Annotated in this window: 16 protein-coding genes; 3 read left to right on the top strand and 13 right to left on the bottom strand. The window is 70.9% G+C overall.

Annotation, left to right across the window (positions count from 1 at the left end):
* Nucleotides 1–45 precede the first annotated feature (45 nt).
* Nucleotides 46–1,326, bottom strand: a complete 1,281-nt coding sequence (locus tag AC4BGC_RS20540) for an acetyl-CoA C-acetyltransferase (protein WP_490557444.1) — start codon at nt 1,324–1,326, stop codon at nt 46–48.
* A gap of 187 nt (nt 1,327–1,513) precedes the next feature.
* Here AC4BGC_RS20540 and AC4BGC_RS20535 point away from each other — a divergent pair, with 187 nt between their 5' ends.
* Together AC4BGC_RS20535 and AC4BGC_RS20530 are read left to right on the top strand one after the other, a co-directional pair.
* Nucleotides 1,514–2,851 (top strand): 3-oxoacyl-ACP reductase, encoded by a 1,338-nt coding sequence (locus tag AC4BGC_RS20535; protein ID WP_490557443.1) that lies wholly within the window; start codon nt 1,514–1,516, stop codon nt 2,849–2,851.
* A gap of 4 nt (nt 2,852–2,855) precedes the next feature.
* The gene (locus tag AC4BGC_RS20530; RefSeq protein ID WP_490557442.1) at nt 2,856–3,731 is read left to right on the top strand and encodes a MaoC family dehydratase; all 876 of its coding nucleotides are present in this window, start codon (nt 2,856–2,858) and stop codon (nt 3,729–3,731) included.
* Between the two features lie 85 nt (nt 3,732–3,816).
* On the opposite strand, the gene AC4BGC_RS20525 is transcribed toward AC4BGC_RS20530, so the two are convergent.
* The 4 genes from AC4BGC_RS20525 to AC4BGC_RS20510 all read right to left on the bottom strand — a co-directional run bounded on the left by AC4BGC_RS20525 (nt 3,817) and on the right by AC4BGC_RS20510 (nt 7,922).
* A complete protein-coding gene (locus AC4BGC_RS20525; RefSeq protein ID WP_490557441.1) occupies nt 3,817–4,362 on the bottom strand; it encodes a DUF805 domain-containing protein in 546 nt (181 codons plus the stop codon).
* Between the two features lie 182 nt (nt 4,363–4,544).
* Complete coding sequence (tesB, locus tag AC4BGC_RS20520) at nt 4,545–5,399, bottom strand: acyl-CoA thioesterase II (RefSeq protein WP_490557440.1); 855 nt, start codon at nt 5,397–5,399, stop codon at nt 4,545–4,547.
* Nucleotides 5,400–5,402: 3 nt separating this feature from the next.
* On the bottom strand, nt 5,403–6,311 hold the full coding sequence (locus AC4BGC_RS20515; protein WP_490548688.1) for a proteasome assembly chaperone family protein: 909 nt from the start codon (nt 6,309–6,311) through the stop codon (nt 5,403–5,405).
* Nucleotides 6,312–6,404: 93 nt separating this feature from the next.
* On the bottom strand, nt 6,405–7,922 hold the full coding sequence (locus AC4BGC_RS20510; protein WP_490557439.1) for an amino acid permease: 1,518 nt from the start codon (nt 7,920–7,922) through the stop codon (nt 6,405–6,407).
* 73 nt (nt 7,923–7,995) lie between these two features.
* Between AC4BGC_RS20510 and AC4BGC_RS20505 the strand changes: the two genes are divergently transcribed.
* Entirely contained in the window at nt 7,996–8,760 is a 765-nt protein-coding gene (locus AC4BGC_RS20505) for a DNA alkylation repair protein (protein ID WP_490557438.1), read from the top strand.
* Here AC4BGC_RS20505 and AC4BGC_RS20500 read toward each other — a convergent pair.
* From AC4BGC_RS20500 to AC4BGC_RS20465, 8 genes are all read right to left on the bottom strand, one after another.
* Nucleotides 8,751–9,995: a hypothetical protein gene (locus tag AC4BGC_RS20500; protein WP_490557437.1), complete on the bottom strand. Its 1,245-nt coding sequence runs from the start codon at nt 9,993–9,995 to the stop codon at nt 8,751–8,753. The two genes, AC4BGC_RS20505 and AC4BGC_RS20500, sit on opposite strands and share 10 nt — an antisense overlap.
* A 61-nt stretch (nt 9,996–10,056) precedes the next feature.
* Nucleotides 10,057–11,994 carry a 1-deoxy-D-xylulose-5-phosphate synthase gene (gene dxs, locus AC4BGC_RS20495; RefSeq protein ID WP_490557436.1) on the bottom strand — a complete coding sequence of 646 codons (1,938 nt, stop codon included), beginning with the start codon at nt 11,992–11,994 and terminating at the stop codon, nt 10,057–10,059.
* Nucleotides 11,995–12,033: 39 nt separating this feature from the next.
* Nucleotides 12,034–13,449: an NUDIX domain-containing protein gene (locus AC4BGC_RS20490; protein WP_490557435.1), complete on the bottom strand. Its 1,416-nt coding sequence runs from the start codon at nt 13,447–13,449 to the stop codon at nt 12,034–12,036.
* Between the two features lie 24 nt (nt 13,450–13,473).
* Nucleotides 13,474–13,902 (bottom strand): hypothetical protein, encoded by a 429-nt coding sequence (locus tag AC4BGC_RS20485; RefSeq protein WP_490548682.1) that lies wholly within the window; start codon nt 13,900–13,902, stop codon nt 13,474–13,476.
* An 84-nt stretch (nt 13,903–13,986) separates the two neighbouring features.
* Nucleotides 13,987–14,718: a sulfite exporter TauE/SafE family protein gene (locus AC4BGC_RS20480; RefSeq protein WP_490557434.1), complete on the bottom strand. Its 732-nt coding sequence runs from the start codon at nt 14,716–14,718 to the stop codon at nt 13,987–13,989.
* Between the two features lies 1 nt (nt 14,719).
* Entirely contained in the window at nt 14,720–15,124 is a 405-nt protein-coding gene (locus AC4BGC_RS20475) for a YjbQ family protein (protein WP_490548680.1), read from the bottom strand.
* Nucleotides 15,125–15,157: 33 nt separating this feature from the next.
* Nucleotides 15,158–15,490 carry a thiamine-binding protein gene (locus AC4BGC_RS20470; protein ID WP_490557433.1) on the bottom strand — a complete coding sequence of 111 codons (333 nt, stop codon included), beginning with the start codon at nt 15,488–15,490 and terminating at the stop codon, nt 15,158–15,160.
* A 70-nt stretch (nt 15,491–15,560) separates the two neighbouring features.
* Nucleotides 15,561–16,145: a TetR/AcrR family transcriptional regulator gene (locus tag AC4BGC_RS20465; RefSeq protein ID WP_490557432.1), complete on the bottom strand. Its 585-nt coding sequence runs from the start codon at nt 16,143–16,145 to the stop codon at nt 15,561–15,563.
* Nucleotides 16,146–16,223: the final 78 nt, after the last annotated feature.

Below are 16,223 nucleotides of genomic sequence, written 5' to 3'. Positions count from 1 at the left end.
GATGCGACGTCTCGGCGGAAGCGGGCCCGGGATCAGCTGAGAGAGCTACTTCTCCAGGATCGCGGTGACGCCCTGGCCGCCGGCGGCGCAGATGGAGATCAGGCCGCGGCCCGAGCCCTTCTCGTCGAGCAGCTTGGCCAGGTTGGCGACGATGCGGCCGCCGGTCGCGGCGAACGGGTGGCCCGCGGCGAGCGAGGAGCCGTTCACGTTGAGCTTCGAGCGGTCGATCGAGCCCAGGGTGTCGTCGAGGCCGAGGCGCTCCTTGCAGAACACCGGGTCCTCCCACGCCTTGAGGGTGGAGAGCACCTGCGAGGCGAAGGCCTCGTGGATCTCGTAGAAGTCGAAGTCCTGAAGGGAGAGTCCGTTGCGCTCGAGCAGCCGCGGCACGGCGTACGCCGGGGCCATCAGCAGACCCTCGCCGCCATGGACGAAGTCCACCGCTGCGGTCTCGGCGTCGACGAAGTACGCCAGCACCTTCAGGCCGTGCTCCTCGGCCCACTCGTCGGTGGCGAGCAGGACCGCGGACGCACCGTCGGTCAGCGGGGTGGAGTTCGCGGCGGTCATCGTCGCGGCCTCGCCCTTGCCGAAGACCGGCTTGAGCTTGGCGAGCTTCTCGACGGTGGAGCCGGGGCGCAGGTTCTGGTCGCGCTCGAGCCCGTTGAACGGCGTGATCAGGTCGTCCTGGAAACCGCGCTCGTAGGACGCGGCGAGGTTCTGGTGGGAGGCCACGGTCAGCTCGTCCTGGGCCTCGCGGGTGATCTGCCACTCCAGGGCGGTGAGCGCGGCGTGCTCGCCCATCGAGAGCTTGGTGCGGGGCTCACCGTTCTGCGGGATCGACGGCACGATGTCGGCGGGCCGGATCTTGGCCAGCGCCGCCAGCCGCTGCCCGGCGGTCTTGGAGCGGTTCACCTCGAGCAGGATCTTGCGCAGCCGCTCACCGACGGCGATGGGGGCGTCGGAGGTGGTGTCCGAGCCGCCGGCGATGCCCGCGTCGATCTGGCCGAGGGCGATCTTGTTGGCCACGTAGACGGCGGCCTGGAGACCGGTGCCACAGGCCTGCTGGAGGTCGGTGGCCGGGGTTTCGGCGGCGAGCTTGGAGCCGAGGACGGACTCACGAGTGAGGTTGAAGTCGCGGCTGTGCTTGAGCACGGCGCCGGCCACGACCTCACCGAGGCGCTGGCCCTCGAGGCCGAATCGGGCGACGAGCCCGTCGATCGCCGCGGTCAGCATCTCCTGGTTGGAGGCGGTGGCGTAGGCGGTGTTCGACCGGGCGAACGGGATCCGGTTGCCGCCCAGGACGGCGACGCGGCGGGTGTTGGGCTGCATGGGCTGAAGGCTCCTTGGTCGGGTGGCGCGGCCCCCATCCTCCCGCGAGAGCGTGGGAAAATAAACGGGGTGAGTGCCAAGTCACCTTATCTGGACACTCAGTTACACCGCTCGTTACATTCGTGCTGTACCCGCGAGTAGCGTCCGTGTGTCCAGACCGTGAAATCAGCAGACCAGAGGATCAGAGATGACCGACCGTTACCAGTCCTTCACTGCCAGCCCGGTGGGCAAGCTGTTCGTCAAGAACCTCGGCCTGCCGAACCCGACGCCGCTGGAGCGCTGGTCGCAGGGCGCCCCCGTCGTGAACGGCACCGTGGTCACCGGCGGCGACGGCCGCCTGGGCAAGTCCCTGGTCCAGGCCCTCGACAACCTCGGCGTCACCAGCGTGAGCGTCGGCGCGGATGGCGAGAAGTACAAGGGCCTCGTCTTCGACGCCACCGGCATCACCAGCTCGGGCGACCTGATCGCCCTGGAGCAGTTCTTCACCCCGCTGATGCGCAGCCTGACCTCCAACGCGCGGGTCCTCGTCCTGGGCACCGTCCCCGAGCTCGTCGAGGACAAGGCGGAGCGGGTGGCACAGCGCGCCCTGGAGGGCTTCACCCGCTCCCTCGGCAAGGAGATCGGCAAGGGCAGCACCGTGAACCTGGTGTACGTCGCTCCCGGGGCCGAGGACACCATCGAGTCCACCCTGTCGTTCTTCCTCTCCCCCAAGAGCGCCTACGTCTCGGGCCAGGTCGCCCGCCTCGGCGCCACCGGCACCTCCGAGGCCGCCCCGGTCGCGGACCCCGAGAAGCCGCTGGCCGGCAAGGTGGCCATCGTCACCGGCGCATCGCGCGGCATCGGCGAGCAGATCGCCCGGGTGCTGCACCGCGACGGCGCCACGGTCCTGGGGATCGACGTACCCCAGGCCGCCAGCGAGCTCCAGGCGCTGATGCGCGAGCTCGACGGTGACCACCTGGTCCTCGACATCACCGGCAAGGACGCCCCGCAGCGGATCGCCCAGCACGTGAAGAACAAGTTCGGGCAGGTGCACGGCGTGGTGCACAACGCCGGCATCACCCGCGACAAGAAGCTCGCCAACATGGCCGAGGACCGCTGGAGCTCGGTGATCGCGGTGAACCTCACCGCCCCCGAGCGGATCACCCGCGAGCTGCTCGACCAGGGCCTGATCGCCGACAACGGCCGAATCGTCGGCGTCTCCTCCATCGCCGGCATCGCGGGCAACGTGGGACAGACCAACTACGCGGCCTCCAAGGCCGGGGTGATCGGTCTGGTCGACGCACTGTCGGAGGACCTCGACAACGGCATCACGATCAACGCCGTGGCACCGGGGTTCATCATCACGCAGATGACCGCCGCGGTCCCGTTCGCGACCCGCGAGGTCGGCCAGCGGATGAACGCGATGAGCCAGGGCGGCCTGCCGGTCGACGTGGCCGAGGCGATCGCGTGGTACCTCTCCCCCGGCTCCACCGCCGTCAACGGCAACGTCGTCCGCGTCTGCGGCCAGATGATGCTGGGCGCGTGAGTCGATGACCGAGCGCACCGTCGAGGGGCAGCCGAGCTCGCTGCCCACCATGCTCAAGGCGGCCCTGCCCGTCGTACCCGGCGTCAACCTGCTCCCCGGCGTGCGCAAGTCCGGCAGCTCGCTGCCCGACCTGACGCTGCACCGCAAGGACGTGTCGATCGACCCGGCGCACGTCGCGGCGTACGCCGACGTGTGCGGCTTCGAGCCGAGCCAGAGCCTGCCGTTCACCTACCCGCACATGCTGGCGTTCCCGCTGCACATGGGGATCATGACCGACGCCTCGTTCCCGTTCCCCGCGATCGGCACCGTGCACGTCGCCAACTCGATCACCCGTCACCGTGAGATCGCCCCGTCCGAGAAGCTGGACGTCTCCGCCACGGCGGTCAACCTGAGGCCGCACGCGAAGGGCCGGGTCTTCGACCTGGTCACCACGGTGCGCTCCGGCGGCGAGACCGTGTGGGAGTCGACGTCGACGTACCTCCGGGTCGGCGGCGGCGACAAGGACGTGCGTCCCGAGAGCGAGCCGTTCGACGTCGTGCCCGGCACCGGCGTGGTGTGGCGGCTGCCCGGCGACCTGGGCCGGCGCTACGCGTCGGTCTCCGGCGACCACAACCCGATCCACCTCTACCCCCTCACCGCGAAGGCGTTCGGGTTCAAGCGGCAGATCGCGCACGGCATGTGGACCAAGGCGCGCTCGGTGGCCGCGATGGCCAACCGCCTCCCCGCGGCGGGATGCGTCGAGGTGGAGTTCAAGAAGCCGGTCTTCCTGCCCGGGAAGGTCGCCTTCGGCTCCCGCATGGTCGAGGACGGGCTGGACTTCTCGCTCACCCGCCCCGGCGACGGCAAGCCCCACCTGGTCGGTCGCGCCCGCAAGCTGTGACCGCGGCGGGAGGCCGCCACGCAATTGCTGGGAAATGACATCCGATCTCGCGAGAACACTGCCCTTTGCCAGCAATTGCGGGGACTCAGTACGGCGGTGCGCCGCTCCCGGCGTACGGGTAGCCGCCCGGGAACTGAGACAGGACCGGCTGCTTGGGAGACGGGCCGTACTTGTTGGGGCCCGGGTTGGAGTCGATACAGAGCATCACGATCTGCACGACGACCGCGACGAGGGTCAGCAGGAACCCGCCCACCGCGAGCGCGATCAGGGCGAAGTCGAGGCCGTCGAGCCCTGAGCTGAACGGCACGACGAAGACCACGACCACCACGGCCGCGGCTGTGAAGAGCATCGGGACCACGGGCAGCAGGATCCACCAGCCGCTGCGACCGGTGTCGTGCAGGCGCCGAGCGCCGGCCGAGAACGTGGGCACCAGCAACGCGAGGGTGGCGAGCGTGTTCACGATGCCGACCTCGTTGTCGATGGCCAGGTCCAGGACCGCGTCGACGATGGCCGTCGCGATGCTCACCAGGACCGTGAACAGGTAGAACCACCAGTACTCCGACCTCCGGGCGCGCCCGGAGAAGGTGGCGTACTTGCCCAGGACCGAGCGGACGGACTCTGAGAAGTTCATCGGCGTGCTTCCTGGGAGGCAGACGGCGGCGAGACTCGCCCATTGTGGGTGCGATCCCCTCCCCGGGGGCCCGATTGCGCATACGCGCGGACACAAGTTCGCGATGGCGGAGGTGTTCACGCTCAGTCAGCCCCTGCGGCGCCGACTTGTGTCCGCGCGTCTGCGAGCTCCGGCCAGCCCGGCTAGGCCTGGGGGTGGTGCCGGATCAGGCCCTCCTGGGCCACGCTGGCGACGAGCTGGCCGTCCTGGGAGAAGACCCGGGCCAGGATGAGGCCGCGGCCGCCGGAGGCGGACGGGGAGGCCTGGTCGTAGAGCCACCACTCGTCGGCGCGGAAGGGGCGGTGGAACCAGATCGAGTGGTCCAGCGACGCGGCCTGCATCCCGGGCGACTCGATGTAGAGGTCGTGCGGCACCAGCGCCGCGGGCAGCAGGGTCATGTCGCTGGCGTAGGTGAACGCGGCGAGCTGGGTGACCGGGTCGTCGGGGAGGGCGCCGCTGACCCGGATCCACCACTGCGAGCGGCCGGGCCGCTCGGTCGGGTCCAGGCTGCCGCCGGGGCGCGAGTCCGCGACCGGTCGTACGTCGAGCGCCTGCCACTCGCGCAGCCACTCCTCGGTGTAGCGGCTGCCCTGCGCGATGCGGGGGGAGCACTCCTCCGGGGAGGGCACCTCGGGCATCGTGTCCTGGTGCTCGAGGCCGGTCTCGGGCACCTGGAAGTTCGCGGTCAGGAAGAAGATCGCCCGGCCGTGCTGGCGCGCGGCGACCCGCCTGGTGCAGAACGAGCGCCCGTCGCGGATCTCCTCGACGTCGTAGATGATCGGCACCTTGGTGTCACCGGGCCGCAAGAAATAGGAATGCATCGAGTGGCACGCGAAGGTCTCGGGCACCGTGCGCACCGCGGCCACCAGGGACTGGGCGAGCACCTGGCCGCCGAAGACCCGCTGCATCATCGTGTCCGGCTGCCGCCCGCGGAACAGGTTGTCCTCGATGGCCTCGAGGTCGAGCAGCTCCACCAGCTCCTGGACGGAGGAGGGCACGCCTCAGTCCTCCGGCTCTTCGAGCTTCGCCAGGAACTGCTCGAACTGCGCGCCGATCTCCTCGCCGCTGGGCAGCGTCTCGTCCTCGGCGAGCAGGTTGGCGGCCTGCTGGTGGAACGCGTCGTACTGCTGCTCGAGGCCGCTGACCACCTCGCGCACGTCGTCGGAGTCGGCGATCTGGGTGGCGATCTCCACCTGGCGGGCGTCGCCCGCCTCCTTGAGCGTGTCGTGGTCCCACTGCAGCCCGGTGACGTCCTCGAGGGCCTCGAGGAGCGCGACGGCGGCGTGCGGGTACTCGAACTGCGCGACGTAGTGCGGGATGTGCGCCACGAAGCCCATCGCGTCGTGCCCCCACTCCCCCAGCCGCACCTCGAGCAGGGACTGCGCGCTGGCGGGGACGCGGACGTCGCCCTTCCACACGTTCTCCTGCACGAGCAGCCGCTTCGAGGTCGCGTGGTTGGTCAGCTGCACCGGCCGGGTGTGCGGCACCGCCATCGGCACCGACCCCAGCGAGACCACGAGCCGCACCTCGAAGTGCTCCACCACAGCTCGTACGGCGCGGGTGAAGGCCTCCCAGCGGATGTCGGGCTCCGGGCCGCTCAGCAGCAGGTACGGCGTGCCGAGCCTGTCCTCCGAGAGCCGGACGACCAGGCGGGGCGCCTCGTAGTCGGTGTAGTGGTCCTCGAGGAAGGTCAGCGGCGGACGTCGCGCACGGTAGTCGTAGAACTCGTCGACCTCGAAGCTCGCCACCACCCGACCGGGCTCCTCCCCGCTCAGGTGGGCCTGCGCGAGCGCGGAGGCGTTGCCGGCGTCCAGGAACCCCTCGAGCGAGACGACCAGGACAGGACCGTGGGCGCGTCCCTCGAGCTCGGGGACCTCGTCGACGATGTGCACGAACCGGGCCTCGGGCACGTGACTCCTCTGGTGGTTGCGGATGAAGCGTGGAAAACCGGCCCTCGAGACGTGCGACCGGTGGTCGGTTGACCACCCTAGACCGCCCCGGGCTCAGTCCCCGGGGCTGCCCTGCCGCGAGTAGTCCACCGCCTCGTCGCCCGACGCCTTCCCGACCATGCTGTGCCGGTAGCCGTAGAGGAAGTAGATCAGGAAGCCGACCAGCATCCAGACGGCGAACCGCAGCCACGTCTCGATGCTGAGGTTGAGCATCAGGTAGAGGCAGACCACCGCCGCCAGGATCGGCAGGAACGGGCTCCACGGCACCTTGAAGGCCCGCTCGAGGTCGGGGCGGCTCTTGCGCAGGATCGGCACGGCCAGCGAGACCAGCGCGAACGCGCTCAGCGTGCCGATGTTCACCATCTCCTCCAGCTTGCCGATGGGGGTCATCGAGGCGACGATCGCCACGATCACGCCGATGACGATCGTGATGTTGATCGGGGTGCCGGTCTTCTTGTTCACATGCGCGAATTGCCTCGGCAGCAGCCCGTCGCGGCTCATCGCGAACAGGACGCGCACCGCGCCGATCATCAACGTCATCACCACGGTGGTCAGGCCCGCGACGGCCCCGGCGGCGATCAGGGTGGCGAACCCGTCCTTGCCCTGGTCCCGGAACGCACTCGCGAGCGCGGCCTCGGTGTCGATCTTGTCGTAGCGGATCATCCCGGTGATCACCAGCGCGACCGCGATGTAGAGGATCGTGCAGATCGCCAGCGAGCCGATGATGCCGCGCGGCAGGTCCTTCTGCGGGTTGCGCGCCTCCTCAGCCGTGGTGGCCACCACGTCGAAGCCGATGTAGGCGAAGAAGACGATCGAGGCCCCCGAGACGATGCCGAGCACGCCATAGGTCTGCGCCTCGAACCCGAAGATCCACTGGAACAGCGGCTGGGTGAGGCCGGTCGACCCTTCCACGGGTCCGGCGGACGGGGGGACGAACGGCGTGTAGTTGGCGCCCTTGACGTAGAACAGGCCCGCCACGATCACGAACAGCACGATGAACAGCTTCACCGCCACCAGCACCAGGTTGACCCGTAGCGACTCCTTGATCCCCACGGCGATCAGCGCGGTCAGGATCGCCACCATCAGGAACGCGGCCAGGTTGAAGTGCCCGAACGACGCGGTGGTGGACGGGCCCAGGCTGTCGGGCCAGCCCAGGCCGATCTCCTCCATGAACGTCACGAAGTAGGTGCTCCACCCCTGCGCCACCACAGAGGCGCCGAGCATCAGCTCGAGGATCAGGTCCCAGCCGATGATCCAGGCGACCAGCTCCCCCAGGGTGGCGTAGGAGAAGGTGTACGCCGACCCGCTGACCGGCACCGTGGAGGCGAACTCCGCGTAGCACAGCGCCGCGAAGCCGCAGCAGATCGCGGCGATGGCGAAGGAGAACACCACGGCCGGTCCCGCGAACTCGGCCGCGGCCTTCCCGGTCAGGGTGAAGATGCCCGCGCCGATGATCACGCCGATGCCGAAGACCATCAGGTCGAGGGACGTCAGGTTCTTCTTCAGCTTGAAGTCCGGGTCCTCGGTGTCGCCCAGGGACTGTTCCACCGACTTGGTGCGCAAGACATCCATGCCGGAAACGCTACTGCCGCGCATGCTCGCTGGCGAGGAACCCGACGAAACGACCTACCGGCAGGATGGGCCCGTGACCAGCGCCGACTCCGAGCTCGTGCAGACGGTGCGTACCCTGCTGGCCGCCTCGGGCGACCCCGAGCGGGCAGTGGCGATGCGTGCCTACATGAAGTCCTCGATGCCCTACCGCGGCATCTCCGCGCCGCGGCTGCGGGCGCTGCTCCGCCCGGTGCTCGACGCCCACCCGCTCCCGGACGAGGAGACCTGGCGCGGGACCGTCCTCGAGCTGTGGGACGGGGCTGCGTTCCGCGAGGAGCGCCACGCCGCGATCGCCCTGGCCCGGCACCGGCTCCACCGTGACCACCGACAGCCGCGCACGCTGGAGCTCTACGAGCACCTGGTCCGTACCGGAGCGTGGTGGGACTTCGTCGACGAGATCGCCGGGCACCTCGTCCGGGACCTGCTGCTGGCCCATCGCAAGGAGGTCGAGCCGGTGGTCCGCGGCTGGACACGCTCCGACGACCTCTGGGTACGCCGCACGGCGATCCTCTTCCAGCTCGGCACCGGGGAGCGCTGCGACCACGACCTGCTCGGCTTCACGATCACCGAGAACCTCGACGGCTCGACGCGGACCACGCCGCCGCTGTCGCCGTACGGCCGGGAGTTCTTCATCCGCAAGGCCATCGGCTGGGCGCTGCGCGACCAGGCCCGGACCGACCCCGAGTGGGTGCTGCGGTTCGTCTCCGAGCACGAGGCCGGGCTCTCCGGCCTGTCCCGGCGCGAGGCGCTCAAGCACCTCGGGGCTCTCCATGACGGCCCGTTGAAGCCTCAGCCGTAGAGCTCGCGGATCCGCGCCGCGGCGCGACGCGCCAGCTCCCGTGAGTCGATGCCCAGGACCTGGGCCAGCACCCGGTCCTGCGCGACGTCGGGGGTGCCCTCTCCCCCGTTGTGCATCGCGTCGACCAGCTCCCACAGCCGGGCCTCCCCGAAGGTCTCGGCCACGTAGTCGCACGCCATCCAGCTCAGCGCGTAGTGCCACTCCTGGTCGGTGTCGTTGAACGTCTTCGAGAGCGGCAGCGTGTGGTCCGCGGCCTGGGCGCGGGACAGCGCCGAGGTCGGGATCACCCGGTCGCGCTGCCGGATCTCGCGCGCACCGAGGTACTCCGCGACCCCCTCGGAGACCCACGCGGGCGCCCCGTCGTCGCGGACGCCGATCGCGACATGGCTCAGCTCGTGCCTGGTGATCCGCCCCAGGAACAGCTCCCCGGCACTCACCGAGCTGGGCATCACCAGCATCCGGGTGGAGGCCACCTGCGAGCCGTCCCGGCCGGCGTACGTCGGGAAGGTGAGCGCCCCGAGGTGGTCCAGGGACCCGCCCGGGACGTCGGTGAACGTGGCCAGCACCTGCGGGACCTGGACGCTGTAGACGACCACGCTGCCCGGCCACGAGAACGGCAGCGCGCCGCGCACCTGCTCGATGCCGGCGCGTACGGCGGCCATCACCGGGCCCGCCGAGGCGCGGGTCCCCTCGTCGAAGATGCCGAGCACCCCCGGCTCCCGGCGCACGCTGATCGCGGTCAGGTCCCAGGGAGCGGGGGTCCCCACGTGGAGGTGCTTTCCGTCCGCGCCCTGCTCCGAGACGATCACCGGCCGGCCGTTGCGGAAGGAGAAGGCGAAGCCGACCGTGCGCTGCACCGGCACGGCGTCGAAGCCCTCGAGCTGGGTGGTCAGCTGCACCTGCGGTACGCGCACGTCGGCCCCCCACCCCGGGGCGAGCGCGACGTCCTCCCACTGGCGGTCCAGGACCCGGTACGCGAAGGCCTTCAGCGGCAGCTGCACCAGGTTGCGGAAGTACTGGCGCTGGCGGGCGACCAGCTCCTTGTCGCTGCGGTCGACCCGCCGCAGGAACAGGTCGAGGTCACGCTCGCGGACCGCCCGCGCCCGCTGGTTCAGGACCCGCTGCTCGCGGATCCTGGCCTGTTCCGCGGTGAGGCCCCCGACGCCCTGCTCGCTGGTGGGCGGCAGCTCCTCGGTGTCCGCGCCACCGCAGCCGGCCAGGCCGAGCAGCAGCACGACCGTGAACGAGGCGGCGAGGCTCCTGGGTCGCCCGGTCCCCCGGGCTGCGTCCCGGCTGCTACTCGGCGGAGTCCCCCGGGCGGACACGGTCGAGATCGGCGCCGCCCCCGGTGTCGTCCTGGGCGGTGACCTCCTCCACGATGCCGCGCGCGATCGCCTGGGCGGTGAGCCCGATGCGCTCGAGGATCGCGTCGCGCTTGGCATGGTCGAGGAACTCCTGTGGGATGCCGTACTGACGGTAGGGAGTATCCACCTGCTCGTCGTTGAGCAGCTGCAGCAACGTCGAGCCGCATCCGCCGACCCTGCCGTTGTCCTCAACGCAGACCACCAGGCGATGGTCACGCGCGAGTTCCACGATCGCGGGATCCCAGGGCTTGACCCAGCGCGGATCGACCACGGTCACGCCGATCCCCTGGTCGGCCAGCCGGGCCGCGACGTCGACCGACACGGCCGCCATCGAGCCGATGCCGACGATGAGCACGTCGCGTGCGCCGTCGCGCACCAGCACGTCCATGCCGCCGACCCGGTCGACGGCCTCGATGTCCGCCGGCGGCGGGCCCTTCGGGAGCCGCAGCACCGTGGGGGCGTCGTCGACGGCCACGCACTCGCGCAGCAGCTCGCCGGCCCTGGCCCCGTCACGCGGGGCACACATCCGCAGCCGCGGCACCACCTGGAGGATGGACATGTCCCACATGCCGTTGTGGCTGGCGCCGTCGTCCCCGGTGACCCCGGCGCGGTCCAGCACGAAGGTGACGCCGCACTCGTGCAGGGCCACGTCCATCAGCACCTGGTCGAAGGCGCGGTTCAGGAAGGTGGCGTAGATCGCCACCACCGGGTGCAGCCCGCCCATGGCCAGCCCGGCCGCGCTGGTCACGGCGTGCTGCTCGGCGATGCCGACGTCGAAGGTGCGCTCGGGGTACGCCGCAGCGAACCGGTCGAGCCCCACCGGGTAGAGCATCGCCGCGGTGATCGCCACGAGGTCCTGGCGCTCGGCGCCGAGGGCGACCATCTCCTCGGAGAAGAAGTCGGTCCAGATCCGTCCCTTGGGACTGCCGACCCCGGTGAGCACGTCGAACGGGCCGATCTGGTGGAACTGGTCGGCCTCGTGGCGCTCGGCCGGGTCGTAGCCGAAGCCCTTGCGGGTCATCACGTGCACGATCACCGGGCCGCCGTACTTCTTGGCCTGGGTGAGGGCGTGCTCGAGCGCGTCGAGGTCATGACCGTCGATGGGGCCGACGTACTTCAGGCCGAGGTCCTCGAAGAGGCCCTGCGGCGCGAGCGCGTCCTTCATCCCCTTCTTCATCGCGTGCAGGGCGTCGTAGACGGCCGGACCGACGCCGCGCACCCCGTTGAGCCGGCGCTTGACCACGTCGAGCAGCTGCTCGTAGCGCGGGTTGGTGCGCAGCGTCGTCAGGTGGTTGGCGAGGCCGCCGACGGTCGGCATGTAGGAGCGGCCGTTGTCGTTGACGATCATCACCAGGCGGCGGTCGCCGTGGCGGTTCAGCGGGCCCTCGGCGATGTTGTTCAGCGCCTCCCAGGCCATCCCGCCGGTGAGCGCGCCGTCGCCGATCACGGCCACGACGTGGCGGTCCTCACCCCGGATGGCGTAGGCCTTGGCCAGCCCGTCGGCGTAGGACAGCGAGGTCGAGGCGTGCGAGTTCTCCACGACGTCGTGGTCGGACTCGGCGCGGCTGGGGTAGCCGGAGAGGCCGCCCTCGGTGCGCAGGCTGTCGAAGCGGTCGGCGCGGCCCGTGAGCATCTTGTGCACGTAGGCCTGGTGGCCGGTGTCGAAGACGACGCGGTCGCGAGGTGAGTCGAAGACGCGGTGGATGGCCATCGTCAGCTCGACGACCCCCAGGTTGGGGCCGAGGTGGCCGCCCCGCGGCGAACAGGTCCGGATCAGCTCGTCCCGGATCTCCGAGGCCAGCTCGGCGAGCTGGTGGTCGGCGAGCCCGCGCAGGTCCTGCGGACCTGTGATGTGCTCGAGGTGACCCATGGTGCTCCTTCGCAGGCGATGACAGCTGACCGATTGAGTCTAGACGCCGGACCCCGGCAGGGTGATCTGCGCCAGCGCGGACTCGTGCAGGCTGGCGAGCCAGATCACTCCGTGGCGCTCCCGGACCCCGGTGACCATGTGGAATTCGCCGGCGTCCGCGTCGAGGTCGTGGACCAGGCTCCCGGTGTCGTCGTAGGCCTGGACCCGCACCGTTCGCTTCGGTCCGGGCTGCAGGAAGCCCGGCAGCCTGGTCACCAGCTTGCGCACCGGCAGCGGGAAGCGGGACCGGATCAGCTCGACCACCGGGTCCACCGGTGAGGCGATGGTCACCCACACCAATCCATCGGTGCCGCGGGAGACGTTGTCGGGGTAGCCGGGCAGGTCGCCCGCGAGCAGGTCGGTGGTGCCGGCACGCTCGCCGCTCAGCCACAGGCGTACGACGGTCCGCGCACCCGTCTCGGCCACGCACACGAACGACTCGTCCGCCGCCAGCGCGACCCCGTTGGCGAACTCCAGCCCCTCGAGGTGCACCTCCACGGACCCGTCGGCGCGCCGGCACAGCAGCCGCCCGGTGCGGGTCTGCTCCACGAAGTCGGACTTCCACCGGTGCAGCGGGTAGACCGCGCTCGAGTCGGAGAACCAGATGTCGCCGCCCCGCGAGACGGCAGCGTTGTTGCACACCAGCAGGGGGCGTCCGCCGGCCTCGGTGACCAGCTGCTCCACGACGCCGGTGGTCATGCTCATCGCGAGCAGGCCCCTGGTCCCGTCGGCCACGAGGAGCCGGCCGTCGCCGAGCAGCTCCAGGCCCAGCGGCCGGCCACCGGTGTGCCCGACCTGCCGCGCCTCCCCCTCCGGGGAGACCCGGAAGACGCTGCCGTCCTCGGTCCCGGTCCAGGCGTTGCCCTCGTCGTCGACCACGACGTCCTCGGCGCCCATCCGCGGCACCTCGATCCGCCGCAGTGGCCTCCTGAGCGGGCCAGCGGGCGGCAGAATCGCGGGCGGTGCGGCGGCGGGCGCCGGTGCCGCGGCCGGCTCGCGCAGCCGGCGGTAGACCTCGGAGTCGAGGAACAGCGGCAGGAAGTGGGCGAGCGACTCGGCCAGGTCGAGGGTCAGCGCCCGTGCCGGGTCGACGAACACGATCGCCCGCCCCTCGCCCAGGACGATGTCGTCGTCGGTCAGGTCCACCCCTCCGGCGTACACCCGGTAGTCGCTGCGGTGACCGTCGCTGTAGCTGAACTCGGCCTGCTGCCACAGCTCCAGGTCGCCGGGGACGGTGGAGATCCCGGTCTCCTCGAGGATCTCGCGGTGCACCGCGGTGTCGAAGTCCTCGCCGTCCTCGACGTGGCCGCCGACCAGTCCCCACTGGTTGGCGGCGCGCGGGGCGTGCTCGTCGCGGTGCTGGAGCAGGACGTGGCCGCGAGGATCCACCAGGAGGACGACTGCGATGCGTGGCATGGCGGCCAACCTAGCCAGCGATTGCTACAGGCGCTCGACGAATCTCCGTCCGCGAAGCGCCTCCTCGACCAGGCCGACCGCACGCCGTACGCCGAGCAGCCGGGCCGACTCGCGCTGCCAGGTCTCCACCGCCGCGTCCACGACCGACCCCTCGGCGACCTCGCGCAACCCGCCCCGCGCCTCGCTCAGGCCCCGGTTGACCGCTGCCTGGCAGGCCTCCACGTGCAGCACCGCGAACCTGGCCAGCACCACGGCGTGGCGGCGCAGCGCCGGGTAGCCGCGGTACTCCGGCGGGCACAGGTCGAGCAGCCACGCGGTGGCGGTGACCTCCCAGTCCGGCGCCCCCGGGGGCCGGACCTCCCCGGGCCACCCGGGAGGACTGACCGCGCGACCCGAGGAGGAGACCGGGTTCGCCCGGCCGGGGACGTGCCTGCGTGGGGGTGGTCCGAACATCCCTCAACTGTAGCCCGTGATCGAACACCTGTTCGACCAACGGCTGTCCTCCCCCCGACTCCCCCGCCCCCGTCCGCGGATCGGTCAGGACAGCAGGCTGCGGACGAGCAGGACGATCGCGGAGGCCGCGCACACCGCCAGCACGGCGTACCTGACCTGGCGGTCCGGCAGCACGCCCTGCAGCCGGTTGCCCGCCCACGCACCGACGACCAGGCAGGGGGTCAGGAGCAGGGCCAGCGGCAGCACGTGGGTGTCGAGGTGTCCCCCGACCCCGAGTCCCACCAGGCTCATTCCGGAGCCGACGGTGAACAGCACCGCGAGGGTCGCCCGGATCTGCTCCGGGGGCCGGTGCTGGTAGAGGATCGCGACCGGTGGACCGCCAACGGAGGTGGCCGTCCCGGCCACGCCCGAGAGCAGGCCGGCGACCCCCAGGGTGAGCGGGCGCACGGGCACCTGCACCGAGCGCAGCGTCAGCAGCACCGCGACCAGCACCATCACCGCCACGGAGACGGCGACCGCGCGGTCGGAGAACGCGGCCAGGAAGAACACCCCGAGCGCCACGCCCGGCACCCGCGCCGAGAGCACCCACCCCAGGCCGTGCCAGTCGATCTGGTCGCGCTCGCGGGCCAGGGTGAGGAACGGGAGCAGCACCGCGAGCACCAGGAGCAGCTCGGGCATCAGCGACGGGGCCACCATCGTGACGACCGGGGCGGAGACGAGGTTCAGGCCCAGGCCCACCAGGCCCTGCATCGAGGCACCGAGGAGCACGACCACGGCCACCAGCGCGACCACGCCGCCGCTGACCCCCAGCGTCACCTCAACCGGCCAGGAAGGAGAGCCGCACCTGCCGGTCGGGGTTGTCCACGTTGAGGTCGACCAGGCAGATGCTCTGCCAGGTCCCCAGCGCGAGGCTCCCGCCGAGCACCGGGACGGTGGCGTACGGCGGCACGATCGCCGGCATCACGTGCGAGCGGCCGTGCCCCGGTGACCCGTGCCGGTGCTTCCACCGGTCGTCGGCCGGGAGCAGGTCGCCCAGCGCGGTGAGGAGGTCGTCGTCGGAGCCCGCCCCGGTCTCGATCACCGCGATCCCCGCCGTGGCGTGCGGCACGAACAGCTGGAGCAGCCCGTCGCCCTGCCCGGACACGAAGTCCGCACAGTCCTCGGTGATGTCCCGGACGACCTCGCGGTCACCGGTCCGGTAGCGGCGGATCTCCGACCTCATGCTGCCTCCTGCTCCGAGTGCTGGTTCGGTGGTTCACTGCTCGCGCAGGTGGTCCTCGACGCGCTGCACCTTGGCGCTCAGCTGTCCGTCGTACCCCGGCCTGATGTCGGCCTTGAGCACCAGTCCCACGCGTGGGTAGCGGGCGGCGACCACATCGACGGCCTGCTTCACCGCGGCCATCACCTCGTCCCACTCCCCCTCGAGGTTGGTGAACATCGCGTTGGTCTCGCAGGGCAGGCCTGAGGCCCGCAGGACTCGGACCGCCTCGGCCACGGCCGCGCTGACACCGCCGTCGTCCTCGGACGGGTCGCCCGGCGAGTGGTCGAGCGGGCTTCCGCCGGGACTGATGCTGAGCGCGACGATCATGGGACCAGACTTCCAGCGACGGCGGGGATCGCCAACACCGGGCGGTGGCGTGGCGAGACCCGCCGGGTCCTCAGCGGCCGAGGACCGCCTCGACGAGCTCGAGCAGGTGCTCGCGGGTGTCCTCGACGTCCAGGCCTTCCCGACGACGCAGCTGGTGCCAGGTCGTGACGTCCAGCACCGTCACCAGCAACCGCGCGCACCGCTCGCGCGCCGGGCCCGCACAGTCCTCGAGCTGGGGGGCGAACACGTGCTCGACCCACTCGCGGTGCGACCGGCGACCGAGCTCGACCACCTCGAGGAGCTCGTCGGTGCGGCCGGCGAGGCCGAGGACCCGCATCGTGGTGTCGCCGGTCGCCTCGTAGTCGCGGACCGCCGTGTCCACGACCGAGGCCACGTCACCGGGCACAGCGGTCGCCCGCACCGCCAGGATCGCCGGCCCGAACCGCTCCCGGAGGCCGCTCAGGTAGAGGTTCAGCTTGGTGCCGAAGTGGTTCACCACCGTCTGCTGGGACACGCCCGCACGCTTCGCGACGTCGCCGAGGGTGACCTCGTCGAACCACGCCGGCTCGAAGAGCTCCACGGCGGCGTCGAGGATCGCCTCGCGGGTGCGCTCCATCGCCGCCACCCGTCCCGACATCGCGTACTGCCGCGCCACTGGGCCTCCTCCTCTGATTTGGTCTTGACACAAATGAATATAGCGACGTACTAATGGATTGTCGAGCATCCCGGCTCG

This window comes from Nocardioides sp. Z38_18, from assembly GCF_058215695.1.
The sequence above is the reverse complement of the archived record's forward strand: the minus strand, read 5'-3'. Positions and strand labels throughout refer to the sequence as shown.